Origin of the sequence: Bacillus sp. FSL K6-2869, from assembly GCF_040869405.1 — a bacterium.
GTDB lineage: Bacteria > Bacillota > Bacilli > Bacillales > Bacillaceae > Bacillus > Bacillus altitudinis.
In genome coordinates this window covers 1,797,259-1,822,810 of the sequence record NZ_CP152035.1, presented here as the reverse complement: position 1 = coordinate 1,822,810, position 25,552 = coordinate 1,797,259, and the positions used below count along the sequence as shown (strand labels likewise).

Annotated in this window: 31 protein-coding genes and 1 pseudogene; 8 read left to right on the top strand and 24 right to left on the bottom strand. The window is 33.9% G+C overall.

The window, feature by feature from the left end; translation table 11 throughout:
- Positions 1 to 33 precede the first annotated feature (33 nt).
- Entirely contained in the window at positions 34 to 576 is a 543-nt protein-coding gene (locus MHI58_RS09340) for a GNAT family N-acetyltransferase (protein WP_045035319.1), read from the bottom strand.
- Positions 577 to 762: 186 nt separating this feature from the next.
- Between MHI58_RS09340 and MHI58_RS09335 the strand changes: the two genes are divergently transcribed.
- The gene (locus MHI58_RS09335) at positions 763 to 1,224 is read left to right on the top strand and encodes a macro domain-containing protein (protein WP_025207379.1); all 462 of its coding nucleotides are present in this window, start codon (positions 763 to 765) and stop codon (positions 1,222 to 1,224) included.
- Between the two features lie 68 nt (positions 1,225 to 1,292).
- Here MHI58_RS09335 and MHI58_RS09330 read toward each other — a convergent pair whose 3' ends face one another.
- From MHI58_RS09330 to MHI58_RS09305, 6 genes are all read right to left on the bottom strand, one after another.
- Positions 1,293 to 1,781 (bottom strand): immunity protein YezG family protein, encoded by a 489-nt coding sequence (locus tag MHI58_RS09330; protein ID WP_045035320.1) that lies wholly within the window; start codon positions 1,779 to 1,781, stop codon positions 1,293 to 1,295.
- A 5-nt stretch (positions 1,782 to 1,786) separates the two neighbouring features.
- Complete coding sequence (locus tag MHI58_RS09325; RefSeq protein WP_234823337.1) at positions 1,787 to 2,656, bottom strand: DNA/RNA non-specific endonuclease; 870 nt, start codon at positions 2,654 to 2,656, stop codon at positions 1,787 to 1,789.
- 149 nt (positions 2,657 to 2,805) lie between these two features.
- Positions 2,806 to 3,285: an immunity protein YezG family protein gene (locus MHI58_RS09320; RefSeq protein WP_045035332.1), complete on the bottom strand. Its 480-nt coding sequence runs from the start codon at positions 3,283 to 3,285 to the stop codon at positions 2,806 to 2,808.
- A gap of 5 nt (positions 3,286 to 3,290) precedes the next feature.
- Positions 3,291 to 5,219 carry a T7SS effector LXG polymorphic toxin gene (locus MHI58_RS09315; protein WP_110487543.1) on the bottom strand — a complete coding sequence of 643 codons (1,929 nt, stop codon included), beginning with the start codon at positions 5,217 to 5,219 and terminating at the stop codon, positions 3,291 to 3,293.
- Positions 5,220 to 5,401: 182 nt separating this feature from the next.
- A complete protein-coding gene (locus MHI58_RS09310) occupies positions 5,402 to 6,280 on the bottom strand; it encodes a hypothetical protein (protein WP_045035207.1) in 879 nt (292 codons plus the stop codon).
- Between the two features lie 596 nt (positions 6,281 to 6,876).
- Complete coding sequence (locus MHI58_RS09305) at positions 6,877 to 7,296, bottom strand: MarR family winged helix-turn-helix transcriptional regulator (protein WP_007499409.1); 420 nt, start codon at positions 7,294 to 7,296, stop codon at positions 6,877 to 6,879.
- A gap of 112 nt (positions 7,297 to 7,408) precedes the next feature.
- Between MHI58_RS09305 and MHI58_RS09300 the strand changes: the two genes are divergently transcribed.
- The gene (locus tag MHI58_RS09300) at positions 7,409 to 8,395 is read left to right on the top strand and encodes a YhdH/YhfP family quinone oxidoreductase (protein WP_045035209.1); all 987 of its coding nucleotides are present in this window, start codon (positions 7,409 to 7,411) and stop codon (positions 8,393 to 8,395) included.
- A gap of 131 nt (positions 8,396 to 8,526) precedes the next feature.
- Here the strand turns inward: MHI58_RS09300 and MHI58_RS09295 are convergent, their stop codons facing one another.
- The 6 genes and pseudogenes from MHI58_RS09295 to MHI58_RS09270 all read right to left on the bottom strand — a co-directional run bounded on the left by MHI58_RS09295 (position 8,527) and on the right by MHI58_RS09270 (position 12,633).
- The gene (locus MHI58_RS09295) at positions 8,527 to 8,862 is read right to left on the bottom strand and encodes a hypothetical protein (RefSeq protein WP_045035210.1); all 336 of its coding nucleotides are present in this window, start codon (positions 8,860 to 8,862) and stop codon (positions 8,527 to 8,529) included.
- A 104-nt stretch (positions 8,863 to 8,966) separates the two neighbouring features.
- Positions 8,967 to 9,155, bottom strand: coding sequence for a hypothetical protein (locus MHI58_RS09290; RefSeq protein ID WP_017357918.1), 189 nt, complete (start codon positions 9,153 to 9,155; stop codon positions 8,967 to 8,969).
- A gap of 524 nt (positions 9,156 to 9,679) precedes the next feature.
- Complete coding sequence (locus MHI58_RS09285; RefSeq protein ID WP_258165329.1) at positions 9,680 to 9,814, bottom strand: hypothetical protein; 135 nt, start codon at positions 9,812 to 9,814, stop codon at positions 9,680 to 9,682.
- Positions 9,815 to 9,816: 2 nt separating this feature from the next.
- Complete coding sequence (locus MHI58_RS09280) at positions 9,817 to 10,908, bottom strand: Rap family tetratricopeptide repeat protein (RefSeq protein WP_045035211.1); 1,092 nt, start codon at positions 10,906 to 10,908, stop codon at positions 9,817 to 9,819.
- A 419-nt stretch (positions 10,909 to 11,327) separates the two neighbouring features.
- Positions 11,328 to 11,765: an NUDIX pyrophosphatase gene (locus MHI58_RS09275; protein ID WP_017359023.1), complete on the bottom strand. Its 438-nt coding sequence runs from the start codon at positions 11,763 to 11,765 to the stop codon at positions 11,328 to 11,330.
- 29 nt (positions 11,766 to 11,794) lie between these two features.
- Positions 11,795 to 12,633 (bottom strand): annotated as a pseudogene (locus tag MHI58_RS09270) (SMI1/KNR4 family protein).
- Positions 12,634 to 12,824: 191 nt separating this feature from the next.
- Between MHI58_RS09270 and MHI58_RS09265 the strand changes: the two are divergent.
- Together MHI58_RS09265 and MHI58_RS09260 are read left to right on the top strand one after the other, a co-directional pair.
- Positions 12,825 to 13,244: a hypothetical protein gene (locus tag MHI58_RS09265; protein WP_045035213.1), complete on the top strand. Its 420-nt coding sequence runs from the start codon at positions 12,825 to 12,827 to the stop codon at positions 13,242 to 13,244.
- A 33-nt stretch (positions 13,245 to 13,277) separates the two neighbouring features.
- Positions 13,278 to 13,538 (top strand): YesK family protein, encoded by a 261-nt coding sequence (locus MHI58_RS09260; protein ID WP_045035214.1) that lies wholly within the window; start codon positions 13,278 to 13,280, stop codon positions 13,536 to 13,538.
- 309 nt (positions 13,539 to 13,847) lie between these two features.
- On the opposite strand, the gene MHI58_RS09255 is transcribed toward MHI58_RS09260, so the two are convergent.
- The 9 genes from MHI58_RS09255 to MHI58_RS09215 form a co-directional block, all read right to left on the bottom strand.
- Positions 13,848 to 14,417 (bottom strand): sulfotransferase family protein, encoded by a 570-nt coding sequence (locus MHI58_RS09255; protein WP_308732662.1) that lies wholly within the window; start codon positions 14,415 to 14,417, stop codon positions 13,848 to 13,850.
- 405 nt (positions 14,418 to 14,822) lie between these two features.
- Entirely contained in the window at positions 14,823 to 14,945 is a 123-nt protein-coding gene (locus MHI58_RS09250) for a hypothetical protein (protein ID WP_255290856.1), read from the bottom strand.
- A gap of 502 nt (positions 14,946 to 15,447) precedes the next feature.
- Complete coding sequence (locus MHI58_RS09245) at positions 15,448 to 16,179, bottom strand: DUF3986 family protein (RefSeq protein WP_226650716.1); 732 nt, start codon at positions 16,177 to 16,179, stop codon at positions 15,448 to 15,450.
- Between the two features lie 131 nt (positions 16,180 to 16,310).
- Positions 16,311 to 16,856 carry a S8 family serine peptidase gene (locus MHI58_RS09240; protein WP_045035215.1) on the bottom strand — a complete coding sequence of 182 codons (546 nt, stop codon included), beginning with the start codon at positions 16,854 to 16,856 and terminating at the stop codon, positions 16,311 to 16,313.
- A 658-nt stretch (positions 16,857 to 17,514) separates the two neighbouring features.
- A complete protein-coding gene (locus MHI58_RS09235; protein WP_045035216.1) occupies positions 17,515 to 17,775 on the bottom strand; it encodes a hypothetical protein in 261 nt (86 codons plus the stop codon).
- Between the two features lie 201 nt (positions 17,776 to 17,976).
- Positions 17,977 to 19,071 (bottom strand): helix-turn-helix domain-containing protein, encoded by a 1,095-nt coding sequence (locus tag MHI58_RS09230; RefSeq protein WP_045035217.1) that lies wholly within the window; start codon positions 19,069 to 19,071, stop codon positions 17,977 to 17,979.
- Between the two features lie 159 nt (positions 19,072 to 19,230).
- A complete protein-coding gene (locus tag MHI58_RS09225) occupies positions 19,231 to 19,731 on the bottom strand; it encodes a hypothetical protein (RefSeq protein WP_045035218.1) in 501 nt (166 codons plus the stop codon).
- Between the two features lie 1,070 nt (positions 19,732 to 20,801).
- Positions 20,802 to 20,981, bottom strand: coding sequence for a hypothetical protein (locus MHI58_RS09220; protein ID WP_045035219.1), 180 nt, complete (start codon positions 20,979 to 20,981; stop codon positions 20,802 to 20,804).
- A 2-nt stretch (positions 20,982 to 20,983) separates the two neighbouring features.
- Positions 20,984 to 21,340 carry a hypothetical protein gene (locus tag MHI58_RS09215; protein WP_045035220.1) on the bottom strand — a complete coding sequence of 119 codons (357 nt, stop codon included), beginning with the start codon at positions 21,338 to 21,340 and terminating at the stop codon, positions 20,984 to 20,986.
- 172 nt (positions 21,341 to 21,512) lie between these two features.
- Between MHI58_RS09215 and MHI58_RS09210 the strand changes: the two genes are divergently transcribed.
- Both MHI58_RS09210 and MHI58_RS09205 read left to right on the top strand, forming a co-directional pair.
- Entirely contained in the window at positions 21,513 to 21,734 is a 222-nt protein-coding gene (locus MHI58_RS09210) for a helix-turn-helix transcriptional regulator (protein WP_045035221.1), read from the top strand.
- Positions 21,735 to 21,818: 84 nt separating this feature from the next.
- On the top strand, positions 21,819 to 21,959 hold the full coding sequence (locus MHI58_RS09205; protein ID WP_156132665.1) for a hypothetical protein: 141 nt from the start codon (positions 21,819 to 21,821) through the stop codon (positions 21,957 to 21,959).
- A gap of 183 nt (positions 21,960 to 22,142) precedes the next feature.
- On the opposite strand, the gene MHI58_RS09200 is transcribed toward MHI58_RS09205, so the two are convergent.
- A complete protein-coding gene (locus MHI58_RS09200) occupies positions 22,143 to 22,751 on the bottom strand; it encodes a hypothetical protein (protein WP_045035222.1) in 609 nt (202 codons plus the stop codon).
- A gap of 94 nt (positions 22,752 to 22,845) precedes the next feature.
- Here MHI58_RS09200 and MHI58_RS09195 point away from each other — a divergent pair, with 94 nt between their 5' ends.
- Positions 22,846 to 23,016, top strand: a complete 171-nt coding sequence (locus MHI58_RS09195) for a hypothetical protein (protein ID WP_234710333.1) — start codon at positions 22,846 to 22,848, stop codon at positions 23,014 to 23,016.
- A gap of 148 nt (positions 23,017 to 23,164) precedes the next feature.
- Positions 23,165 to 23,440 carry a hypothetical protein gene (locus tag MHI58_RS09190; protein ID WP_045035224.1) on the top strand — a complete coding sequence of 92 codons (276 nt, stop codon included), beginning with the start codon at positions 23,165 to 23,167 and terminating at the stop codon, positions 23,438 to 23,440.
- 277 nt (positions 23,441 to 23,717) lie between these two features.
- Here the strand turns inward: MHI58_RS09190 and MHI58_RS09185 are convergent, their stop codons facing one another.
- On the bottom strand, positions 23,718 to 25,445 hold the full coding sequence (locus tag MHI58_RS09185) for a hypothetical protein (protein WP_045035114.1): 1,728 nt from the start codon (positions 25,443 to 25,445) through the stop codon (positions 23,718 to 23,720).
- Positions 25,446 to 25,552: the final 107 nt, after the last annotated feature.

Here is a 25,552-nt window from a genome sequence, read left to right as displayed (position 1 = left end):
TTCGTTGTCATTCGGATACCAAGAAACAAAGCACTATTTAGAATGATACTGCTCCCATTCTTTTTTCAGCAAAGCATATTGATAGGTGTTTTCATATTTAGGGGTCCCATCCTCATTTGTAGTAAATGAAACAAACTCAAGAAAGAAGCCTTCTTTCCTCATACCTAAACGTTCGCATAATGTTTGAGATCGATCATTGTCATCCTCTACATATGCATATAAACGCCTTGCCCCTTTATTGACAAATAGATATGACAAGAGCGCTTCAGCACTTTCACGGGCATATCCCTTTCCTTCATATGACGCATGAAAATTCCAGCCAATCGAATACGTGTCCGGTTCATCTTTTAAATGAAACAATTCACCGATAATCAACTGACTTTCTTTTAAACAAACCGCCATATAAGAGTGATCTGCTTTTCTTTTTTGCACCTTAGCGACCGCTTCTTCTAATGTAGAGATTTGATCATCCAGAAAACAATTCACTCTTGGTTGAGACAAGTATGCAAGCATTCCGGGTGCATCTTCATCACGAAATGGTCTAAGAATTAACCGTTTTGTTTCTATTTTATCCATAAGGGTCTCCTTACTATTTCTTCTTTATCTTTCACAATTTTAGATTTCATGGACTGTTTTTGATCATTTGATCGCATGGACGTATCCATTTTTTAAACTCCTAGCGCTTTTTGTAATGAAATAATGTCATCAAAACTGATATAATAGAACATAAGTTTGCATTTTATTGAAAAGGGATGACTTAAAATGATTAAAACGGTAGAAGGCAATATCTTAGACGCAGAAGAAGATATCATCTGTCACCAAGTGAATTGTAAGGGTGTCATGGGAGCAGGATTAGCAAAGCAAATCAAAAGCAAATACCCAAATGTGTATAAAGACTATAAACGTTTATGTGCAGAACAAGGAGATGATTTATTAAGCTCCGTCCAGTTCATCACAACGAGCGACGGAAAAACCATTGCCAACTTATTCGCTCAAGTTGGATACGGAAGAAAAACAAAACAAACAGATGACGACGCATTACGCAGCTGCTTTGAACATCTAAAACAGACAGTGACAAATCCAAATGAAAAGAACCCCCTTCATTCTATCGCCATTCCTTATGGGATCGGCTGCGGCTTGGCAGGTGGCGATTGGACGATTGTTCGAGAGATGATGGAAGAGGTTCTTGGTGAGTGTGAAGTGACGGTTTATCGGTTTAAATAAGTAGAGCGATAATTCTTATGAAATAAGTATTACAAAAACCCTCCTTCATTCATTTGGAGGGTCATTTACTATTTGTTATTTTCTTCTTTATTTTTCAAATAATTTAGCACAGCTTCTTTATCTTCCTCATCTTCAGGTAGAAATCCGAACGTTTCGTATTCCCAAACGGCTATTCTTTGATCACCATCAATACCTAATGAGAAAATATCTTCATACCCATATTCAATCGAGAATTTACCTGAATGCTCCATCTCAAGCGTGAGATTAGTCCATGAACCATAATTATTTTTTTCATAAAATGTTTTTAACTGTCTAAATAATCGTGTTAATTCAACTAAAAAATCCATATATATTGATCTACTGATATTAAATAATTTAGGTATATTGTGCCCGTAAATAAACTCCTTATCCCCCTTTTTTCTAAAGTAAAAAGTTATTTCTGCTTCGTGTTTGACCACTTCCGTATACATTCGTATTTTTTCCCATTCAACTGGAATGTTATCATGAATAAGTTCAGCTATTTTTTGATAGATAGAATCTATTGTTATGTTTTCCATATTATTCACCCTCCGATTTTATTTTCAATAATTAGATACTTTTCTTTTCCTTCTATGCTATAAAACACACCAAACTCAGAGGGTCTAATTGAATCATTTAAATATTTCGGCTCAATTATAACTTCTACACGCTTTGGTGGATCAGATGCTAATGCTTTTCTCCATTTCTGTTCCATCTCATACCATTTCCCGCCACTACGATTAATCTGCGAATTCATCGGCACCAGATTATCAATATCACCAGAACCTTTGAAAATAGTCGCAATTAAATGCCCTCCATCATCATCCAGCAATCGATCCGGCTTTCCTGAATTGGATTGGGCATATTGGTTTCTTTTGACCTCTCCATATTTTAAATCACTTGCTTCGACTTTGACAATGCGGCCATAGTGATCTGTTGTGTAGGTGTAACCTTGCTTTGTTGAATAAACGACATTCGGTTTTAATACCTTTTTGCGTTTCCATCGCACATAGTGCTCTCCGTAACTGACAACGGTCGGTGGTGATTTAGGTGCTGGTAATCTTCTGCCTGTCTGAGAGATACCGTATCCTGAGTTGTTGTCTAGACGCTTTGCCATGGAGAGGAGTTTATTTTTGAGATTTTCTCCATCAAATACATTGTACGGGAGCTTCGGTCCAGGTGAATATGGCAATAGACCAGGAATAGAGACTCTATCTAATGATTTTGCTCCTTGTTCAAGGCCTTTCTTCACTGTTGTTTTGGCAGCTGTTGTCCCTGTTTTTGTGATGGCTCCTGCCCCTTTAGAACCAAAGACAATTTCTGCAAGAGAACCAGTCGCATAGGCGAACCAGTGTGATCTCGAGTAGGCATCACCTTCAATGACCTCTTTTTGGAATGAATCAAGAAAAATCATATATGCCAAACCACTGTATCTTTGGCCACATCATATAGACCAACTGCAGCATCTTTTACACTATCAACGAACACCTCTGATTCAAGAACTTTTGTTCAATGTAAATATTAGTATATAAAAAATCCTCCAAATTAATGGTGTGTAATGTATTAGTTGTTTTCTTCTTTATTTTTAATATAATTCAGTACTGCTTCTTTATCTTCCTCATCTTCAGGTAGAATTCCAAAAGTTTTATATTCCCAAACCTCTCTTCTCTGAATACCATAAAGCCCTGTATTGAGAATATCTTCGTATCCATAATCAATTGAGAATCTCCCCGATCTCTCCAGCTCCAGAGTAGCTGTTGTCCAAGTACCTAAACCATTTTTTATATATTCCTTTTTCAATTCTTCAAAGTCTTCACTGAGTTCGACTAATAAATGGTCGTAAACATAGTCACTTACACTATATCTCTCAGGAATGTGATGCCCATAAATACGTTCTTCATTATTAGTTTCAGTAAAATAAAAATTAATTCCGGCTGAATCATCAAGTATTTCTGCATACATCCAAACTTTATCCCAATCACATGGGATCATTTCATTAATTGTTTCTGCTATCTTTTTGTAATAGCGTTCTATAGATTCCATTTTCTTTAACCTCCAGGTTGATTCTTAATAGTCTCACGTTGTTCGAATTTTCCACCAATTTTATATTGTACTACGAACTTATCAGGTCTAAATGAATCACCCTTATAGATAGGTCGAATACTGACCTCTACATGTTTAGGGGGATCTTTCCTCAAGGCTGCCAACCATTCCTGTTCCATAGTGTACCATTTCCCACCACTCCGATTAATCTGTGAACTCATCGGCACAAGATTATCAATATCTCCAGACCCTTTAAAAATAGAGGCTATCAAATGACCTCCATCATCTTTTGATAATCGGTCCGGCTTGCCTGAATTGGATTGGGCATATTGGTTTCTTTTGACCTCTCCGTATTTTAAATCACTTGCTTCGACTTTGACAATACGTCCGTAGTGATCGGTTTTGTAGGTGTAGCCTTGCTTTGTTGAATAAACGACATTCGGTTTTAATACCTTTTTGCGTTTCCACCGCACATAGTGATCTCCGTAACTGACAATGGTCGGTGGTGATTTAGGTGCTGGTAATCGTCTGCCTGTCTGAGAGATACCGTATCCTGAATTGTTGTCTAGACGCTTTGCCATGGAGAGGAGTTTATTTTTGATATTCTCCCCGTCAAATACATTGTACGGAAGCTTCTGTCCACCAGCCATTTGAAACTTTGGTGAGTATGGCAATAGATTCGGAATAGAGACTCTATCTAATGATTTTGCTCCTTGTTCAAGGCCTTTCTTCACTGTTGTTTTGGCAGCTGTTGTCCCTGTTTTTGTGATGGCTCCTGCCCCTTTAGAACCAAAGACAATTTCTGCAAGAGAACCAGTCGCATAGGCGAACCAGTGTGACCGAGAATACGCATCACCATCTATGACCTCTTTTTGAAATGAGTCTGAAATCGACTTTCCAATCGCTTTCGACGTTTCAATTGGATGAGAAACAGCCGTTACGACCGATTCAACGGCACCTCCAGGATCTGTCACAAGATCGTAGATACCAACTACTGTATCTTTTGCCACATCATATAGACCAACTGCAGCACCTTTTACACTATCAATGAACACCTCCGATGCTTCTTCCTGTGCTTTGATTTGGAGAAGCTGGCTGTAATACATTTTTTGATCATATGTGAGATTCTCATAACCGATCTCATCTACAATCTCAAAGTACTTCGATTCTGATAGACACGAAGGATCATTGAGCTTTTCTTTCAGTTCTTTGATTCTTCGTTTTTCTTTTTCTTCTTTTTTCACCTTTAAATAGGCTTTCACTTGAGCATCAATCTGATCATGGTTCTTGTACACGTCTGTCTCATGAAATGCTTGTGCATCATAATACATTGGCTGCGCATTCTTTCCTTTTCCAGTAGCAGCCATCATCTTTGCATAAAAAGTGTTGAGGTGGTTCTCAACCGCTTCTGACTTTGCGTATTCCGTTTTTAAATCTTTGTCTATTTGATGTAAAACTTCAATGGTCTCTTTTCTTTTTTTGTTCGCATCGTCTAAATGTTCATTGACCTCTTTACTTGAAAATGTATGTAATTCAATTAAATCACTGATATCGTCAAAAATAGTGGAAAGTGCCTCTTTTTGTTCTTTGACCATATCTTTATTGTTCTGAATCCCTTGTTTCAATTGAGTGTCTAAAAAGTGCTCATCAATAAAAGTACTCCCGCCTAATGATTCATCATCAAGTTTTCCTTTCACCCCATCTAAAAAAGCCTTTTGCATATTGATAAAATCAAGATAAGTGTCTGTGTACAGCGCAAGATCCTCATAAAAAGCTTTGATATTGTCTGCACCTTTTCCAGTAAATTCATCACCTAAGCCCGACACACTTTTTAATGCTTTTTTCACAAGTTTCATTTCTTCTTGAAGCTCATGATAGGCCTTTGATCTCTGTTCTACAGCTGATAGTAAAGATGGAGCATCTAATATTTTCATATAAAAAAGACTCCTTTATGGCATATTCTTTTACTAGAATACCATAAGGAGCCTGACACTTTAATCCACTTTATCGTTTTTTAACCAATTTTGAAGAATTTGAACATACTCATTGAATGAGATGCTGTTATCAATAGGAATTAATAAGGAATCCTAATAAAGAGAAGGGCTTCCCTCTTCTCTTATCTATCTCCATATACAAAGCTATATTCTGTAACTAAATCATCTCCCCAACTATCACTAAAACTTATTGAAGCTGGGCCAACACTAATGGAAATACCATTTATTGTTGCATAAGTGTGATGATATTTTGTGATAATATTTGCAGGATCTCCTTTTTTAGACTTTGGAACAAGTACATCTCTATCCATTGTTATAAATTGAGTATCTCCATAGCCAGGTGAAAGAATAACTCCATGACCATAATTTTTGTATGAGTCTGTATCAGCTGATAGTTGTTTATCTTCTGTTACATGTGTGAGGCCACCTTTACCATCAGCAACGGCCTTTTGTTGCTGCCAATACCCCTCAAAAGTACCTGATAAAGGGACTGCAGATGTATCCCAAGCTACTGCAAACGCATCTTTTTTATGGTTAACAGGCTTTTTAAACCATTCGGCATAAGAATGATATTGATATTTATAATTAGTTCCAGATGTACCTTTATAAAAAACTTGTTGAGAAATAAGCAGTTTGCTATTTGTTGCCGGATCGGTTGGCGGTAAAGATGATAAGGTATGTATTTTATCAGATTCTCCTAAATCACCATTATCTTTCAACCCTACATCTTCGTATGAAATACTTTTTCCTGTGATCTTTTTATACTTCTTTATGTCCTCTAATTTTGTTTTTGCAATCCGCTTTTCATTCTCAGAATTATATTCAATTCGTTCTCCATCTAGTGAATTATAATATGTAGTAGACTTGACAACTTCAAGTTTGACTGAATGTTCTTGGCTTGTATTATCTTTAGTTTCCTTACTTTTTGCACTTGAAATACCCCCAAACATTGTCAATGAGAATACGAAAGCTAGTAAAATGAGTATGAACCTGTTTTTCATCCCAAACACCTCCGCCCACACACTACCATATAAAGAAAAAATCGTAAATATCTCAAGTATGGTTTTTATTATTATAAGAAAATACAAAGATTAGAATTAACCAAAAAGACAATACTTCAAACAGTCCACTGTTGTATATTTTTGAAAAAGGTAAAATCAAAGTAAAATATGTTAAAATGATGGCTCCTAACAACATGTATAATGTGCTTTTCATATACATCCCCCAACAATTTTTTCTCAACGATATCATATTTTTTAAGACCTTTCAAAAATGATTTAGCAAAGTTGCTCTTAGTACTCACATAGATTACTTTCACGTTCAAACTTCATCAAATTATGATAGCAATCATTAAGACACTTATTAATATTTTGCATCTCAAATCACTTGGGCTTGTAATGACACCCTGTAATATTCTGTTTACCATTCATTTATTTATTTTCACACCTATATGTGAAGAAAGAACTTTCTCCATCAATTACTCCCTTATATTACATGCAGGAATTTACAATGGACCGAAACGATACCGAAAAAAACTCCTGTAAAGGAGTCTTGTGATAGTGATGGATTTGATATGAAATTTGTTTATAAAAATACATCATTTAAAGTTATTGATAATTGTATACAATGCTTTCTTTAGCACAACCTTATCATCATTTGACAAGTTTTGGAGCGCTGTATTGTTCAGCTCAATTGTTGCTGCTTCAACTTTTTCTCTAATGGCTAAAGATTTTTGAGTCGCCTCTACTAAAATATTTCTTCGATTTTTTGGATCTATTGTGCGTTCAATTAAGTCCGCTTTTTGCATTTTATCTAAAATTCCAGAAACTGTTGAGGCTTCTAAATACACAAGTTCTCCAATTTGTTTAGGAGATAGCTGGCCCTCTCTCCACAAACAGTTCAACACACCATATTGAGCGGGTGTCAAATCACATTCCTCTAAAAGCTTACTAAAGTACTTAAACACTTTATTTTGACTAACACTTAGTAAAAAATTTATGCACTCTGATAATTCCATTTTATCTCCCCCACATTGACTTTACCTATAATATCATGGTAGTTTTTTAATTGAAACACTTTTGCACCAGAAATGTTTTGTGATAATATATTTTTAGAAAGGAAGATAAATAATGGATTCATTTAAAGCGATACTAGTGACAGAACAAAATGATCAAGTGAGTTATGATCTTCAAAATGTAAGTGTGAATGATCTATCTGAAGGAGAAGTATTAATTAAAGTAGCATATTCTTCAATCAATTATAAAGATATGCTGGCTGTTCAAAAAAATGGAGGTGTTATTCGTAACTATCCGATGATTCCCGGAATTGATTTAAGTGGAACGATCGTTCATACAACAGATCATCGTTTCGTAGAAGGTCAACAAGTGATTGTCACAGGTTTCGCTATGGGCATGAGCCACACTGGAGGTTTTTCAGAATATGCTAAAGTGCCTGCGGATTGGATTGTTCCTTTGCCAAATAACTTGACTTTAAAAGAAGCAATGATTTTTGGAACAGCAGGCTTTACAGCCGCTCTTTCGATCATGGCTTTACAGGAAAGTGGTATGAATACAAAAAATCAACCTCATATACTCGTTACAGGCTCAACTGGTGGAGTTGGCAGCATCGCGATACAATTATTATCTAAAATTGGGTACAAAAATATTCATGCTTTAGTGCGTAAAGATCATCAAGTTGGCATTGCAAAATCTTTAGGAGCAACTGATGTCATTTTTGCAAACGAGTTAGGAGAGCTCAAAAAACCATTAAACAAGCAAAAATTTGACTTCGTCTTAGATACCGTAGGAGGAGATGTGGCTTCTGTCATAATCCCCCAAATTTCTTATGGTGGAAGCATGAGCATGTGCGGGAATGCAGGTGGAATTAAATTAACAACAACTGTGTTACCTTTTATTTTAAGAGGGATCAACCTTCTAGGAATCGATTCTGTAAATGTACCAATCAATAAACGCAAAGTCATTTGGAACGAGATAGCAAACGAATGGAATATCGCCCAAACGACTCTAGTCAATGAGATTACTCTCGATACGTTACCTGAAACAATTGAAGCCATTAAAAATGGCCAACATTTAGGAAGAACAATTATTAAATATTAAACTCTATTTGAACTATATTATACAAGACTACCAATCCATATACCCCATGCTCTTAGAGCATCAATACCAAGTAAACACAAAGCTAAAAAAGGTGAAACTATACTCCACTAAATAATAAAAGAAAAACTCTATTATAAGGGTTTTTCTTTTTTGGAATCGTACTCTTTAATAATATCAATTGGATCAATCGCATCATCATCTTGTGTATATTCCTCTACATAAGGAGTAATTAATTTCTCAAACTGCTTTTCATCATCCACTAGAGCAATACAAGTTTCATACCCTTCAAAATCAGATGGGTATAAATTTGCAACAGCACTACCGTTTTTTAAAGCCTGATCTATCGCATTTTTTAATTCCAATAGACCCTTCCTGTTTCCTAAAATCAATGCTTCTCTGTGATGAGTTTCTTGAGCATATATATTACACATCTCTAAAACATCATCATCGTTCACTTGAATAGACATATAAAAGCACCTCCGAAGTTAAATGTCAACATGCCAAAGAGCCATGACCTCAAACGTCTGATCCCAATAGTGATTGCGGACACCGCAAACAAAAATAGCTCAAACTACTTAACTGTACTTTGCTCCTTTTTATATTTCATTACTTTTATAATTCTATAAACTATTACAGCAACATAGCACACAACTAAGGTAATCAGATATTCAAAAGGAAAATCTCTTTGTACACCTTGATAAAGAAAAATTGCTAAAAGGACTGTAAACAAAATTATTTGAAAAACTTCTTTTTTTATCATCCAAATCCTCCGATATACTTTCACATACGTTTTATACTTTTAATTACAATCCAGAGAAAGTTATGTTACCGTGAAATTATAAAACAATCAGTTTCAACATTCTACAGTCAGTTCCATATTTAGGATTTAAGTAACAAAATTGAAAGTATGTACTATATTTGTTTTTACCTCAAATTGTTTTCTTCTCTTTCTTCATAAAAACATCTTGAAATTCTTCATACATTTTTTCAGCTTTTCAGAATCCCATACTTTATACAGCTCTCACATAAATATATACAGTGAAATTGGGTAATACCCATATTTTCTCTAACTGACATTAAAAGTTTCCTCTTCAAAAAGCTTAATAAATTCATTTGTTTTTTAGTATCTCTATACGCTGCCATCAAAGTAAATGGAGCATCTAATATAAAAAAGACTCCATTATGGCATATTCTTTTATACCATAAGGAGCCTGACACTTTAATCCACTTTATCGTTTTTTAACCAATTATACTTCGCAGTGATGGATTAAAACCCTATCCCTTTTATGATCCTGCACCTCTTGAGGAAAGTAACACTATCTCATTTTTAGCATCTGCCTGAGTTTGTTGTACAACAGGCATTCCAAGAATTGCACCTAATAGCAAAGCAGTAGTAATCATCATTATTATTTTTTTCATGATCATATGACCTCCTTTCCTATAAGCGTACAAGATTTTAAAGCCAATTCCAAGAAATAGTTACTTTCTTCATAAAGATTTAACTTCTTATAAGTGGAGGCAACATCAGGAGCTAAAGACTCTATATCAACATATGCTTTTCTTCCTTCCAAAAGACCTAGTTCTTTCTTAATGTCCTCATAGCTTTCCTGTGGTGTTGTATAACATTTCTCAAGGATATTGAATTTCAAAATAAAGTTTGTGTTCTGCTGTTCTTTAGAAAAGGTTTTCCCCTCAGCAACCCAACTTATTGCCTGATCAAACTGATTTGATTTATAGCTTGATCTTGCAAATTCATACGCACATTGTAAATATGAAACGGGAGCTGACTGTTTTAGATCATCTGCAGAAATTGCTTTGTTGAAATATTCAATTGCTTCTATATGGTGGTCATCTTGAATTTTTAGAAATCCTAGATCATAATAAGCTAACGCTAACAATCTCTTATCATTCTTTTCAATCAGTCTCTCAACACAATCCAAAAGCATTTTTTCAGCTTTGTCTAGTCTACCATCATCAATCAAATTCAATGCCAACAACATATTACAGTTTATGGTCTGTATGCTGTAGCCTTCATGACCCTTGTAGATGTCCTTTGCTGTTTGTAGATGATGGTGAGAAAGGAGCGTGACCTTATTGAAATAGTAGAGTGTACCAATTTTATAATGGAACTCAGCCTTTTCAATTTCATCATGTACCTTGTCCAGTTGTCTCTCAGCTACTCTGAATAGGACTAGAGCTTCTGAATAGTTATTCTTTGCACTCTCATACATACCTTTAAAAAGATAAAAGTAAAACCTTAGCATGTCATCTGTTTTGACTCTTTCACTTTCTGTTATGGTTGGTTGCCCAACTAAATCTTCCATAAGCACCTTAAACCTGTAATCAAGAATATTGAAATAGAGTAAAACATCTTGATTTTCTTCCATTTCGTCTAACATATCTTGAATCTCATCCCTCAACTCTACTGCTTGTGAAACTTCCCTCTTTTTAATATGTAAATACCATTTGTTGAGAGTGTTTGCTACATCTACAGAAGCAATCAAATTCGACATTCCATTACCCCCTTGCTATCATTTCCTTTGTATAATTTTAACATGACATTTACAACATATGTAAAGACAAGGTGCTTATTTTAAAAGTTTTCGGTATCCCGCAAAATACATGAAATCCAAACCGTTAATCAAACTTTTGTTCTCATTCGCTATTTAGAAGTTTTTCAAAAATAAAATAAAGTAAAGTGTAGATTTTTGATTTACTTAAATAAAAAGAAGGACTTAGATGAACACAGGGTTATTTAAATGTTTTATTGGGAATGCGCCTAAAGAAGAACTTGATAGGATACTTCATATTTCACTATGTAAGGAGGAACCTGAATTGATTGAAGAAGCAAAAGAGCTTTGCTTTAGAGGTGTAGCAAAGTTTCTTCCGTTTAATTCTCGTTCTACTATTGGCTTTGTTAACAACATTTCAATTATTTTGATAGCCTTTTATTTAGTTCCCACAAAGCTGTTTTGTTACTATCCCATTTTAAAAGAGTTACCGCTTCCTCAAAACACACCCATTTATAATCAACGTGTTCTTTAGATAATTTAATATTTTTTGTAGAAACTTTAACGCCAAAAGAAAATTCTTTTATCACATAAACATCTTTTCCCCAAAGAAATTCACCAACTACATCCTCTACGGGTAGTGAAGACACAGAATCGAGTGTTATATATGGACATTCTCTTATAATACCAGCCTCTTCAAACGCTTCCCGTTTTGCTGCTTCAATAGGAGCCTCACCATCTTCCCCACCACCAGCTATTCCTTGCCAATAACCATAATCGCTTCGATGAAAAATAGCATATAGAATGGAATTTTCAGTTTCTATATAAGGAAATATCAATACTTGATACGGTGCTCTCATTGCTTAACCTCTTTTTCTTAAAATTCACCTTAAATAATACTCTCGAACTGACTAAGAATAAGTTCGCCTACATTTACTACAAGTGGATCTTCATTACTTTGTAAGAAATCGGATATTTGTTGCACCAGCTCTTTAATATTATTATTAATTGGCATATTTGGATTCAATAAGAGAATGTTAATAATCGTATCAGCTACTTGATAAAGATCATCTTCATCTTTTGTTTTTTCAATGTGATATTGCATCTTTTTAAAAAACCATTCATTTTCGTTCAAATCAACCATCGGGTAATATTGAATTTTATACAGATTACCTTCATCAAGCACGTCCAATTCAAATATAGCTTCGAGTTCTTCTTTACTTAAATGATCTTCAGAAAGTCATATTCAGCCGCTGCTGCTTCCTCATCAACAGTATACTCAACTGTATAAAGCCCCTCAATGAATTCATCAAAGGAATCTGCTAACTTAAAGTCTTCTTCCATCTCAACATCAAAATAATGAATGGCAGGATTCTCTTTCGTTTTTCGATAATCCATCGCTACCCAAGTGTGACCATCCCCGTTAATTAAGACAAGCCCTTCTGGCAGCTCCCACTCTTCTATTAAATAGGCACTATCCATAATTCCTTCATCTTCAGCAATTCCCAGCAGGTGATTAAATTGAATATGATCCTCGGCCCATGAATTAGAGTGAGTGGTTGGAAAAGCATTATGAATGGTATAACCACCATTCTGCTCTAATATGAGCTTTTTATATGTATCTGGCAAAGTGATACCAAGTTTCTTTTCAGCCTTAGCTATTTCTGCTTCGTTGATCTTTTTTAACGTATGGTAACCTTCTTCGTCTATTTCCCAAAATGATTTCAAGATGAATGCCTCCTAGTAAAATATGCACATAAGTATACCATCTTGCTGAGTATATTTAACAATTTAGGCAAAATAAAAGAAGAATATTAGTTACTTAGTCATTCACGTTGTCTATTTTTGTCGAAACGATAGTAAAAAGAAGGTACTTCATGTAAAATTTCCTTTGCACCTAAAAATCAGGAGGATCCAATATGAAGAAATTATCTATATTCATTTTTATTTGTTTAATGATGCTAACAGCCTGCAGTAGCGCAGCATCAAATGAAAAACAGCTCACGACAGCCAATATTATTGAAGCTTTTAAAAGTGCTGGGCTTGAAGCAGAAAAACCATCTGATCTTAAACAAAAAGAGTTTGGAAATATAAGAGAAGAAGGAAAAAGGATTCTCGTTCCTTCCTTAGGTGAAAATGCTGGTGGAAGGATTTTTAAATTTGGAAATGAAACTGATTTACAGCAGGCGAAATCCTATTATGATGAGTTAGGCAATGCTGGATCTATGTTCTTCTCTCACACCCATTCAAAAGGGAATTTTCTATTACAAATGAACGGAGAAATGAAAGATTCTGAATTTGAAAAGTATAAGAAAGTAATGGATGAGGAAATAAAATAATTTCATATATTTTAAAAGAAGGAAGGTCAATAAATGTCATCATTTTGGCTGCTAACAGTTATTCTTACGATTTTTATACTGAGTGTTTCTTTGATCTTTAAAAGAAAGAATGCACCTTTACAGTATGGAATACCATCAATTCTCATCTTCATCAGTATGATCTTATTATTAATCAGTTTTTTCGTAGGAAAGTGGGAAGGTTTAGGACTGGGTGCAATCAGTATATCTTTACTGATTGCATCTGTGATCACCTTAATTATAAATGCCATCTTGAGTTATTTTAGGAGTAAATAACATAGAGCAACTTCCAATTCAGAAGTTGCGTACTTTTAAATCTTTATAGTACTCCAAGATATCCAGAATATCTTTTTCATCCATAAAAAAGTATGGGCATTATTGTACATCCTTATCAATATGATTCATAATTAATTAGATCTGGATTCTTCATGCTAATTCCTTTTTCTCTGCTTAAAGCAAACCGCCCCTACAGATTTCTCAACTTGCTCTTGTTGCCCCCCTCCCCTCCTTTTTCAAATCTGAAAGAGATGAGTACTAGAACTGCTTCTTCTTTTTCTCACACTTTTCGAAAAAACCTCAAATAATTTAAAAGTGCTTTAACTTTCCATCAAGAAATCCCCTAACATTTTCGATATTTTGATCTTCTTTTTTATTCAATCTAAAATTGATCTCTTTTACAAATGGTTCTGGGTTACCCAATAGATCACTGAAATTTATATCAATTATGTCTTTTTCTTTTTGTTCAAGCTCTTTTCGAATTCGCTTAAGGTTATCTTCATATATTTTTAAAATAAAATCGGCAGTTCGCTCACCAAAACCCTCCCTTAAAGCAAGTGAAGAAACAGACTCTTCAATAGGACGCCAAACAAATATAAAAGTAATATCAGAAATTTCCTCAAAAAAAGGCTTCCAAATATCGAAAGTTAGTGCTGTGCGAGGATCTTTTACTCCCCACACTGGTTTTACTTGATTACTAAGAAAAGAACGAATTTGATCTTTAGGAAATTGGTTAGAAAGGACACTTGATCGTGAAGGAGGCGCAAACCAAAAAGAGTTTAATGACTCCAATATCTTGTCATTCATTATGACAAAATTAATATTCTCAAAATGCCCCTTCAGGTTCGAGCTAGATGGGCCAATTAACTGTTCTCCCATATGTATACCTAAATGATGCAACACCCCAGCTACAGCACTAGACCAGACCGATGATTACATAATACTAAAAACAACTTGCTGTCCATGTTACTCACCTTAACACAATGTAATTAAATGAATCATATTCAATAGATACTCATTCAATTACAAATTCATTTTTCAGTAGTGATTTTGTAATACTTTTCTTCTAATCTCTTTTTTCCACAGCTGACAAAAAAGCTCATCTTAAAGTTGCTAGATGAAAAGCGAACTGTTCTTGTGATTCGTGAAGTCGATAACTCTTAGATGATCCGTAACCACCCACTAGGAACCTTGTTTGATACAGCGTTCATGTATAATCCTAAAAATGAAGCTATTGTACTTCAAAAAAGCCTTGTCGTTGATACGTATCGCGTCACGTTCCCATCATTTCATCCCAATCCCTATTCGTAATGGGAACAGCACCGTTCTCCTTCTTTCTAATAGAATCAGGAGCATGCTTTTAAATTGCTTTAATGTCTCTTTAGAAACAGAATCCCTGATCTTCATTTCACTCACTCCTTGCCGAATAAGCAGCACCTTACGCAACTCCGAGAGGATGCCAAGTACAGTCAATCATCAAGTAAAATGAAAAACTGTCCTAAATACGGCTGTCGCAGACCAGCTGCTATCTAGGCTCAGAATGTCCCTCTCGTATGGCCACATTCCTCATAACCTTTGTTCCGTATCCAGATACACCATTGATAAGGGAAAGGCGCGTCTCCCAATAAAAAAAAGGACACCAATCACGGCACTTAAAGTGCTCAATGATCAGCGTCCGCAGGTTCTTCTTTTTGTACAAAATAAAATATTCATGTTGCTTTTTCTCGGCATTGCAAATAAAAAAGTGCCCATAAACATGGACACTTTGGTTCTATTATTCCCAAAACGCATCGCCTTCAGAATCAATATACTTCTAGAAAAGTTTTAAAGTCTACATAACAGTCTTTAAACAGATAAAGATATCTTCTTATATATCATTTTATTTATTGTAACGTATCACACAAAAACGCTATGCTTTTATTAAACCATTTTCTTTTAGAAATTGTTCGAACAATGCATCACCTTTATCCTCAATATCTTCATCATCAATATTATACTCTCCAACCAACAAAACAAAATCATCATATTTTTCATATTTTTGTTCAAGTTTTATACCATAGCTTTCTTGATAAAAAAACAATAACCATTTCCCTGAATCTAAACTTTTTAAAAACACTCCTTCATAATCTAAATCATTTTCATAATAGCCTACATGCAAATGCATTGTATCGTCTAAGTTAAGCAACGTTGATCTCCCCTTTAGAAAATAACATGATGATCTTTTAGATTTGGTGGAACATGATAATGCAGAACAGCAGGTCTTCCATGTTTTATAGGTGCATAATCTAGTCTGAATAGTGGTTTTTTTGCTACGTACCTGTATAATGCGCCCTACTGATCCAGGGCCATCAATAATACGATTTTGAGGCGCCTTTAATGCTTTCTGCACATATGGTCTAGCTACTTTCCATCCTTTTTGCATTCCCTTTTTTCCAACTTGAGAAATTAATAATCTTAAAGCAGCAGCCACCACCGGTATCCACTGACCAGTTACACTGTCTTCTTTCAATTTAGCATTCTGACTCTGTAACGCTAAAGTTTCTTCTAATTCAATAAATACTGGATCATTCAAAAGAAAGTCAAATTCTTTATTAAAGTTTGAAACATCTATACTGGTATCCTCGTATACTTGTTCAATCAATTGATCACTAACCACAAGTTCACTATTCAGTGAAGTTACGCTCTAAGAATATGCTGGAGTCACCGCGGAAAACATAGAATAAAAGACAGTACTACTAAAATAAGCTTATTCTTTATATAAACCCTACTTTCTCAAAAAAATTTAACTGAATACCCATTTATTTTATCTGAATTTTTGATTTTTTCCCATATTTTTTTAGATATTGTGGATTTATTATAAGAAGAATATTCTTCAAAAAAGAGAGCAGCAAGACCTGCCATGTAGGCAGCCGCCATTGAAGTACCACTACTATATAAAAAAGAACCATCTTTTGAATAACTTTTTATATAATGCCCCGTAAGTAACACATTTAATCCATTACCTACAGTTGTCCCTTTCCATATATCACCGTTCATATTTAAAGCTCCTACAGCGATAACACCTTCCAATTTAGCAGGGTAGAGTATATCACTCTTTTCTTGTAACCCATAATTTCCAACCGATGATATTACAACAATAAGTGCCTCATCCAAATTTTCAGCCCAAGACTTTGGAACAACCAAGGTATTACCACTAAGGAACCTTACTAAAATGTCATCTTCAGATACTTTAAGTACATAACCTTCTTTGTTAAGTGTTTCTCTTTTGCCTTTCCTTGATGCTTTGATCCAGTCTCCTTCTAAGAATTTGTTTTTCATCTGATAACCCTCCACCCTTTCCTGATCCAACTAAGCAGTTCATATTTTTTAAGTGGTTCGTAGAGGTGAACACGCTGTCCATCCTCTATGCGATAAAGCAGGAACCACCGTTTTGATCGTTTGCGTGCCATCTTAGGCAGCCCCGTCTTCCTCTTCTTTTGAATCATTCTCATCAGAATCGTCTTGCACACTTTGAGGGAAATCTAATCATTAGTAGCTGCTTCTCATCTTTCTGCATCGGTACAGCTTCGTTGGCTTGGACCTCATACTAGAAAAAATAGACACAGATTCAATGAATAAATATGAATAGTATATCACCAAGATAATGGAGTGGTTTTTTATCACTTTTTTGTGGATGAATGGTGGGTGGTGCCTGCTTCATTTTAAAATATAAGAAACACCCACAAAAACAAAAAACCCCCTGAAGCCAATGGCTCCAAGGGGATTTCTTGATTAATACTGAGACATATACTGATCGCGTTCCCATGGGTGTACTTGGGTGCGGAACATAATTTATTGCTTAATATATGTAATTATAGCTTCTTAACCCTATTAAATCAACGTTTTGACAGATAGAACCCTCATCTTAACTCATCTTAAATTATCCATCGGTGGTCAATTTGGTGGTCAAAATCATATTGAAATTAGCCCCATTGATTTACTGATTATTAATCCATTTTAATAAGAATTCTTTAGTTTGGGCTACAGGATAATACCACTTGTTCCCTATCTTTCTTTTTGGGAAATCTTCATCAAAGAAAAATTCTTTTTGCATAGTGTTCATACACATACTTGTCTGATATTCTAGCTCCTTAGTATTCCAAAACAGTTTTTCATTGTCGAGCTTATTTAAGTGTTTCTCCAATTCATCTATGTAAAGTTTTCTAACTTCTCCTTCATCATTTTTGATGTTTAACATTTAATTCCTACTTTCATTTTTTTATTTACGTCAATTTAAAAATTACAGAACGACGAATAAGGTGCTAGCACCATGCTCCACCCTTTGTTTTTAACAAACTTCATTAGTGTTTAATTAAAACAAGCAGACAGGGTAACATCTCCCTGACTGCCAATTAAACTTGATCACCTTCAAGTACTTCTTTTATTTAATTTTTTTATCTTATTTAATAAAGCTTCTTTGCAACTCTTTTAGCACCTTACCAGTAATTAGAAGCTTCCGCATACCTTCATCATTTGAATTGAAATAGGATGTAGATGTAGGCGTTTTAGAAAATTTCGCATCAAAAATTTCTTGATTTTCTTTAATGTACACCATAAAAGCATCCTTTTCTTCTCTTGATTCAAATAGTAATACAACTTCAAATAAATTACTCTTGGCTATTCTCTCTTCATCATTATTTTCATCATAAAGAAATTTATTTAATTTATACAATAAACTATCTTTCGTATAATATCTAAAAAGATATCTTTCTTTATAATTAAAATTTATCACATCTCTTTCAGGTGTTACTGCTGTATAACGTCCTCCATCTAATATCGCAGTATCAAAGGTTTTTAATACTGTTCCGTTAAATTTTAAATTAATATCTTGATAAACCGTGCTTTCATTATCCATGGTGTATGAATAAAAAGCTGGTTTACCGTCTCGCAATTCTCCATATTCAAGTGTGTATTCAGGATTAAAAAGGTTATAGAAACCCGTGTCAGTTTCTTCCCATTCTGATGGGCTATCTAAGAGAATATTAAATCTTTCTATGCCTGTTTTATCTATACTAAATCTTTTCTTCCACAATGATTCAATTATCTCTAAGGATGAATTTTCAACTATCGGTGTATTTCTATCTCCCTCTCTGCTATAAATCAACCCTTGGTTAATCCCTTTATAACGACTATTTAAAAAATAAGGGACAGCCAATGAATTTTTAATAACCAATACATCAATATGCTTCCCATCGACAATAAAAGAAAACAGGTTAAGTTTTGGGGTTTCACCAGCAAATTTTAGTGAACTTAATAAATCAATTAAATCCGCTTGCTTTTTCATTTCATCTTTTTCCAAACCTTTTATCTCACCAGAGTCTGAAACTCCAACAATAATAAAGCAATCTTTGTCATGAGAAGTATTAGCAAAACAAAGAACATCATGTACTAGTTTATCATTGTCTTTATGCCATTTTTCTTTATAATCCCAATACTCTCCTTCATAGCCAAGTTTAATCAAACTTTTAATTTCTTCTTCTAAAACTCGTGGCATAGTCTCAACTCTCTCTTTCATATAAAAGAATAATTTTATTCAAAAATTTTAATAACATCTATTTCTTTATTTTCCAATGAAGCTATAATTTCATTTCTTAGTGGCATGTCATAAATTTCAATTAAAGTGTAATAGATATCTTTGGTGGGATCCTTCTGTCTATTCTTTATTTTGAGCTTCCCATTTCACTATTTCATCCCTTGCTTTCTCTATTGCTTTGTTCGTATACTCCTGTTCCAATTTATTAGCTTTATTGCTGTACATGGATGACTCTTTTTCCAGTTCAATCAGTTTTTCATGTAAAGCAACTAGTTTTTTGTTGACTAGAGGATTGGTTAATAACCTACCTCTCTGCTTCATACTTGCTTCCCGAGTTTTAAATTTCCGTTCACCCGATACAATCCTTGCTTGTTCGTATTCTTTATCCATTTCTCTGCCTATTTCCACACCCTGATTCCACGAAGCCGAAGCCCTATGTTTATACGAATCTATTTGCTCTCGTATTTTTTCGCTAAGAACAATTTTAGGATTACAATAATCACAATCATCATGGTAGCTTATACTTGTCTGTAACCAATCATTTGTACCAAAGATACAATACTTAAATCCCCGCCCACATTCACATGGTCCTTCTTTAGACGTAGTATAGTCCCAACTCATTCATAGTCATCTCCTGTATACCCTATTCTTAAAATATTTAAATTGATAAGCACAGCACAATATGTAAAAATCAACTACGCATCCCCTTTTGGCTTTGGCGTTCAAATAAAACTACACCGCTTGTAATAAGGACTATTTTATCACACAGCTGGTTTTTACTCACCAATTTTTTCTTTTATTTTCCTTTACTTATCCCTAAATAAGAGTCTGATGACCGTCATAGTGTTATACAGATAGGGTGTCAGTTAGGACTACTCCCTTTAATTCCAAATCACGTGACGTCAGTGATTTTCCTGCACTATTAGTCTTAACTTGTCGTTTGCTTTTTGGCTTGATAGGTTGAAAGCAATGGACAACGGCTGAACAAGTTGTCTGCCTGAATTTGCTTGTAAAAAAATAAACAAACTCAGACAGGCGACTGACTAACTTGATAGTATATCAAGCTTATGGTATCCGTATGTGTCACCCTATTTGCCGTTGGTTATTCCCCAAACAAGCCTACTGTCTCAAGTGTCCCTAACAGTTTCAGAAAGCCCATATCTGGACTCTTTTACTTATGGCTTATCCTGCATCGTCAGAAACGATACACCCATCCTTCGTACAGCACTTAATGGCAGCTTTCGCCTTTCAGATACATGTGCAAATAGGGAAGCATAGTGGTATCCTATCCTCATTTATCGCATCGGCTGAGTCACTACCCTTTCAAGTTTAACGTGTGTTAGCGCATTCCACGACAGCCTTACCCTTAAATTTGGCATCACTAAAGACAACACCTTGATCCAGGAGTATAGACTGATTCTATTTAGTTAGATGAGGTAAACTCTACTTACCTCAAGAAATGCACGACCTATGTTTAAATGAGGTCATAATGCGAAATATTGAATATAGATTAAAAATAAGTTAGAATGGGCTGGTATCATGGGAGTGTACCAACCCATCAGATTAGATTGTGCGCCAACACTTTTCTAATCAGCTAGAAATGACGATCATGAGCAGTAGGAATAGTCCTGTTATGCTCATGATTGTTAAAAACAGTAACTCATCTATGAACCTTCTAAACAGCTTCCCCATTAATTTAATCCCACTACAGCTAACTCATCACGACCATAAATATCAAGCATGTTGTACTCATCATCAGCGACTCCATATTGATCATTGCTATGTACTTCTTCAATCGTGCCTAGTCCGTATAACGTTTGTACTCTTTGACCTACAGATAGTTTCCAGTTTGGATTAACATTGTTTAACATGTTCATTTCCCCTTTTTAATTGGTTTGTTTGGATCAAGGATTATACAATCAAATTCTGTTTCTTGATTCTTCGGTTCTAATATCCTCAAATCGGTTAAGACTTCCCAAAGCGTGATTTGTTTCAATAGATGAGAAACGACCTCAGCAAACGTTTCTAAGTCTGCATATGGAACGTTTCTTCCTATATACCAGATCGCTCCCTCATCATAGTTACCGTCAGTTCGTTGAGTGATTTCAGCTAGAACAATCTGGCCATCACACTCCCCAACTGCACAACCTTCTTTCACGATGATTGCTGAGTAAAGATTGTTTATTTCTTGTGTGTTGAATTCCGTTTGAACGATTGTAATACGATTCATTTAATCATCCTAACATAATGTTTATTTATTTTTTGTTTTTGTTTAATTTACTAAACATATAATAAAACACACATAAACATTAATCAATACTTTTTTGAAATTTATTTTTTAGATAATTAAACATTATATGTTACAATCTAAATAGTTGATTATAATGAAGAGGTGTGTTTTAGTGAGATTAAGACCAAGTTATAAACCAATGGAAATCACTTTGATAAGGAAAGACAAAAAAAAATCCGATCTTAGAAATGATACGGACATTTCTTCTGCAACGCTTGCCAAAATGTCTAAAGGTGAGATTATATCGTTAGGGGTTATAATTAAAATTTGCGAATATCTAGAATGTGAAATACACGATGTAGTTGAATTAGAAGAAATCAAGGAAGACTCTTAAGCAAAAGTATTGCTTTTTATTTTTTGAAATTTATTAAACAAAACAATTGCAATGGTGATACAAATAAATTTAGAGGTAAGCAAAATGGACGAAAAATTATTCAAATTGATTGAACAATTGGCTGCGGACGTATCAACCATTAAACAAGATGTGAAAGAAATTAAATCCACAGTCACCAAGCTGGAAAAAAATGAGCAGTATTATAATTGGTCAGAGGTGAATTGAAATGACCGAACAAATTCTTAATATACTTAATGAGATGAGCAATGAGTTGCATGAAGGGTTTGAAAATGTCTATACACACATAGACAAGATTGAAAATTCTTTGACACGAATTGAAGATAAAGGAAAATAAAAACAAGCGAGTTATTTCTCGCTTGTTTGAGTATACTTTTAAGATAAATTTCTTTAAAAACAGTTTGCTACGATACCTGTCAAACTAAAGAAGTCTAGAAGAGCGTCTTTAACATCTTTATTCAAACCTTTTGATGCATCATGTAAAGCCTTATCCATAGCTTTGTATCTTGAAAAACCACCGTATCGGTATTCATCATAGTGCTTTTTTATCTTTTTTACAGCTTTAGTTGTCCCACCAAGTGCCTTTAGAGCAGACTTTATTTTAGTAATTTTAGTGAATGAAAAAGCATTGTTTACTAATGCAATGCCAACTGCAGTAACGCAACCTGCAACATTAGAAGTTCTAATAACATTAGGGTCTTGTTCTCCAAACTTCAAAAAGCCTTCCCCTTCTCTGTAATAAATAGACACGAACAAACCTGTTTCTTTCTCAAACCATTCAGCAGTAGCTTCTATCCCCTTATCTAAAACAGCATTGGGGATTTTTTCAATTGATTTAAGGACATTCTCGGTTTGATCAAACATCTCACTGTCAGCTAAACGCTCATTTTTAGTGGGAGCTGCATCACTAGTATCAATGGCACTTGCAAAACTTGGCGCAACCATTGAAAATAAAAAGACGGACACCATTATGTAGATGTAATTTCTTAGTTTTCTCATTATATTCCTCCTAATAAATCAAGATTGATATAATTTTACCATTTATGTAAAAATATTTCTATAGTACAATATGTTTCAGAAAGGGGATTTTTTTATGAAAAATAATTTATCCTTATTAGGCGCATTAGCCATTTTAATCATCACTATTGTAAACTTCGCTACAAAAGATGAAGTAATCACTGGTATAATTGGAGGCATATTATTTATATTGTTGCTTGTTTTAAACATCGTTTCTAGAAAACGAGCAAACAATGACTCTACTTAATGGGATTGAAGAATACTTTTAGGTAGTTGTACAAATGACCACTTACATTCATGTGTAGGTGGTTTTTTATTACCATCATTTACATATAGACCCTCTCCTCTATTCTTCTTATTATTAATTTTAGAAAATTAATTAGAGGAGTTTTATCGTGGTCAAAACTAATAGAGGAAATTGGAAGGAAATCTTTGAGGATGCAAAAAAGAATACAGTAAAAACATTAACTTTTCCTGGAAAGCCCTACTCAATAGCCATCTTCCCTCAAGTATATGGTGATGTAGTTACAGAAGATCAATTCTATCAAGAATTAGCAAATATAATCATAAAAGAAGCACATATGGAATCTAAATTTACCGAGGTTAATCAACATGAGCGAACAACACGAAAACAAATCAAAGAAGAGAAAAGAAGCAATCGCGAACTATAGAATCACTACACAGGTAACACCAGAAGTAGAAAAATTCATTAAAGAAGTTATGGCTTCAAAAGAGTTTTATGATTTCGCCTCACACCTAATGTACAAATATAAAAAAGTCTAAAAATAAAAAAGAACCCCCAAATTATAGGGTTCTTTTTCTCACATTCCTGGTCTAACATCATTTAAAGATACTTTCATATTAATCCCTCCCCTACTTCCTTCAAAATACTTCTTTTATTTAAAAATGAATGTAGACATTAACTAAAGGACATTAGTATGTCGTTATTTAATCGTTTAACATTGCAGGTATTTGCTCATCCCAACGAAATAAATTTATCCTGTGTTGCAACATTAAGTCTTGAAATTCACTTACCCTATTCTTAACATTTTTTTGGTACTCTTTGAAGAAGTCTTTTTTAAAATTTTCATCAATTCTCTTGATTAATTCATTATTTATTAGACACCAATCCCAATGATCTTGACTGACCTTTCCCATGGGCAACGGAAAGAAGTATTCATTATTTTCTATTTTTTTAATTATTTGGCACCAAACTTCTGGGCGGTGATCACCAATTGATAATACACATTCAAAAAGTTTTTTAAGGTACCCATTTGAACTGAATTTCTTCTCATTTAAACATTCAATGATTTTATCTGTTAACTGATCATAAAACTCAAAAATAATATTATTGTTAATTAGTGAAATTAATGCAGTTGCTTTATTTTTTCCTGTTGAAGCATATCTTCTCATGATAACCTCATTTTCAAATAAAGTTTTTTCTATATTAACATGTTTAGATATATTCGGTTTGATTTTTTGAAGAAAAGCTTCTTTTTCGAATTCGTCTTCGACTTGAATTATGTCTGCCCAGTCTACAACATTATTAATCATTAAAATTACATCTTCTATACTTTCTTCACCATTAATATCTTCAAAAAAACGTTTTGCTTTACAAATTACATTTAAAACCTCATTTTCAGATGACAAATGATTGATAGGGTTTTCATGTATGAAAGAATTTATAAGTTTAATCTCATTTTTGATTGCTTTAATGTCATATTCACCAGTTTCATACCATCTAATTATATGGAACAGTATGCTTTTACTCATCATATTGTCTAATGTGTTTTTTATTATTAATCCGTCAATGTAATCAGTTATATCACTTTCTGTATTTAAGCTATTTCTTATATCCTCATCTAATAAAAGCTTTTCACCATTATGTTCAACGAAATACACTATTGTGGCAAAGCACATTTTATAGATATCTTCTTTTGTAAACTTATCACTAAACACTTCATTTCCCAGCACACTTAGAACTTCTTCTATGAATAGGTTTGTTTTTTGGAATGTCCTCAAGTTCTTAAAATTTAATAAAGCAGCAATATTTTTAATTGCAAACCATTTATCTGTTTCAAGAATGTTAAAAGGAGCGTTTTCAGAATATTTATCAATACAGTAAATACGGTCAATTGATTTTTCTTTAAAATCATTAAATACTTGCATGTCAACATCATTGAATTTATCTGAGAAAGCTACTAGCACAACTCTGATTCCTTTTATGTTTCCAAGGTTATCAATTAGTCCCAAGAATTCTTTTAGACTTAATTCATCATCTTTTCTTTCCAAGTCATCAAATATGATTATGTATGATTGCTTTTCCTCTAATTCTGAAAACATCCTAGAGTAGGTATCATTTAACAACGGAATCGATAGAGATATACCCAGGTATGAAAAATTGACATCCTCCAATTTTTTAGCAGATTTATTTAAGTATTCTTTAAATTTACCTTTTGCATCATCTTGCAATGATTTGAAATATATTTCTTCAACAATTTCCTTTAAACTCTTTTTTCCAAACAGAGAAACGTAACATGAATTCTCTGGATTAGCCTTGGTGTAATCTTTAACGTGCTTAGTTTTTCCAATGCCCCAGTGACCATCAAAAATAACTCTATCATAATTCGACTCACTCAACTGCTTTAGCACTAGTTCAATTTTATCAGCTATCATTATATCCTCCGATCAAATATGGATTCTTTTCGTCATATTAATACCCCATTAAAAGAATGATTTTATAAAGATTCCTATGTCTTCATTAACTCTCGATGAAAACAAAA

What these genes read in the sequence shown, in the direction of transcription:
- MHI58_RS09340 (WP_045035319.1), bottom strand. Translation starts at nt 576, where the DNA reads ATGGATAAAATAGAAACAAAACGGTTAATTCTTAGACCATTTCGTGAT.
- MHI58_RS09335 (WP_025207379.1), top strand. Translation starts at nt 763, where the DNA reads ATGATTAAAACGGTAGAAGGCAATATCTTAGACGCAGAAGAAGATATC.
- MHI58_RS09330 (WP_045035320.1), bottom strand. Translation starts at nt 1,781, where the DNA reads ATGGAAAACATAACAATAGATTCTATCTATCAAAAAATAGCTGAACTT.
- MHI58_RS09325 (WP_234823337.1), bottom strand. Translation starts at nt 2,656, where the DNA reads ATGATTTTTCTTGATTCATTCCAAAAAGAGGTCATTGAAGGTGATGCC.
- MHI58_RS09320 (WP_045035332.1), bottom strand. Translation starts at nt 3,285, where the DNA reads ATGGAATCTATAGAACGCTATTACAAAAAGATAGCAGAAACAATTAAT.
- MHI58_RS09315 (WP_110487543.1), bottom strand. Translation starts at nt 5,219, where the DNA reads ATGAAAATATTAGATGCTCCATCTTTACTATCAGCTGTAGAACAGAGA.
- MHI58_RS09310 (WP_045035207.1), bottom strand. Translation starts at nt 6,280, where the DNA reads ATGAAAAACAGGTTCATACTCATTTTACTAGCTTTCGTATTCTCATTG.
- MHI58_RS09305 (WP_007499409.1), bottom strand. Translation starts at nt 7,296, where the DNA reads ATGGAATTATCAGAGTGCATAAATTTTTTACTAAGTGTTAGTCAAAAT.
- MHI58_RS09300 (WP_045035209.1), top strand. Translation starts at nt 7,409, where the DNA reads ATGGATTCATTTAAAGCGATACTAGTGACAGAACAAAATGATCAAGTG.
- MHI58_RS09295 (WP_045035210.1), bottom strand. Translation starts at nt 8,862, where the DNA reads ATGTCTATTCAAGTGAACGATGATGATGTTTTAGAGATGTGTAATATA.
- MHI58_RS09290 (WP_017357918.1), bottom strand. Translation starts at nt 9,155, where the DNA reads ATGATAAAAAAAGAAGTTTTTCAAATAATTTTGTTTACAGTCCTTTTA.
- MHI58_RS09285 (WP_258165329.1), bottom strand. Translation starts at nt 9,814, where the DNA reads ATGAAAAAAATAATAATGATGATTACTACTGCTTTGCTATTAGGTGCA.
- MHI58_RS09280 (WP_045035211.1), bottom strand. Translation starts at nt 10,908, where the DNA reads ATGTCGAATTTGATTGCTTCTGTAGATGTAGCAAACACTCTCAACAAA.
- MHI58_RS09275 (WP_017359023.1), bottom strand. Translation starts at nt 11,765, where the DNA reads ATGAGAGCACCGTATCAAGTATTGATATTTCCTTATATAGAAACTGAA.
- MHI58_RS09265 (WP_045035213.1), top strand. Translation starts at nt 12,825, where the DNA reads ATGAAGAAATTATCTATATTCATTTTTATTTGTTTAATGATGCTAACA.
- MHI58_RS09260 (WP_045035214.1), top strand. Translation starts at nt 13,278, where the DNA reads ATGTCATCATTTTGGCTGCTAACAGTTATTCTTACGATTTTTATACTG.
- MHI58_RS09255 (WP_308732662.1), bottom strand. Translation starts at nt 14,417, where the DNA reads ATGGGAGAACAGTTAATTGGCCCATCTAGCTCGAACCTGAAGGGGCAT.
- MHI58_RS09250 (WP_255290856.1), bottom strand. Translation starts at nt 14,945, where the DNA reads ATGAAGATCAGGGATTCTGTTTCTAAAGAGACATTAAAGCAATTTAAA.
- MHI58_RS09240 (WP_045035215.1), bottom strand. Translation starts at nt 16,856, where the DNA reads ATGAAAAACAAATTCTTAGAAGGAGACTGGATCAAAGCATCAAGGAAA.
- MHI58_RS09235 (WP_045035216.1), bottom strand. Translation starts at nt 17,775, where the DNA reads ATGTTAAACATCAAAAATGATGAAGGAGAAGTTAGAAAACTTTACATA.
- MHI58_RS09230 (WP_045035217.1), bottom strand. Translation starts at nt 19,071, where the DNA reads ATGCCACGAGTTTTAGAAGAAGAAATTAAAAGTTTGATTAAACTTGGC.
- MHI58_RS09225 (WP_045035218.1), bottom strand. Translation starts at nt 19,731, where the DNA reads ATGAGTTGGGACTATACTACGTCTAAAGAAGGACCATGTGAATGTGGG.
- MHI58_RS09220 (WP_045035219.1), bottom strand. Translation starts at nt 20,981, where the DNA reads ATGTTAAACAATGTTAATCCAAACTGGAAACTATCTGTAGGTCAAAGA.
- MHI58_RS09215 (WP_045035220.1), bottom strand. Translation starts at nt 21,340, where the DNA reads ATGAATCGTATTACAATCGTTCAAACGGAATTCAACACACAAGAAATA.
- MHI58_RS09205 (WP_156132665.1), top strand. Translation starts at nt 21,819, where the DNA reads ATGGACGAAAAATTATTCAAATTGATTGAACAATTGGCTGCGGACGTA.
- MHI58_RS09200 (WP_045035222.1), bottom strand. Translation starts at nt 22,751, where the DNA reads ATGAGAAAACTAAGAAATTACATCTACATAATGGTGTCCGTCTTTTTA.
- MHI58_RS09195 (WP_234710333.1), top strand. Translation starts at nt 22,846, where the DNA reads ATGAAAAATAATTTATCCTTATTAGGCGCATTAGCCATTTTAATCATC.
- MHI58_RS09185 (WP_045035114.1), bottom strand. Translation starts at nt 25,445, where the DNA reads ATGATAGCTGATAAAATTGAACTAGTGCTAAAGCAGTTGAGTGAGTCG.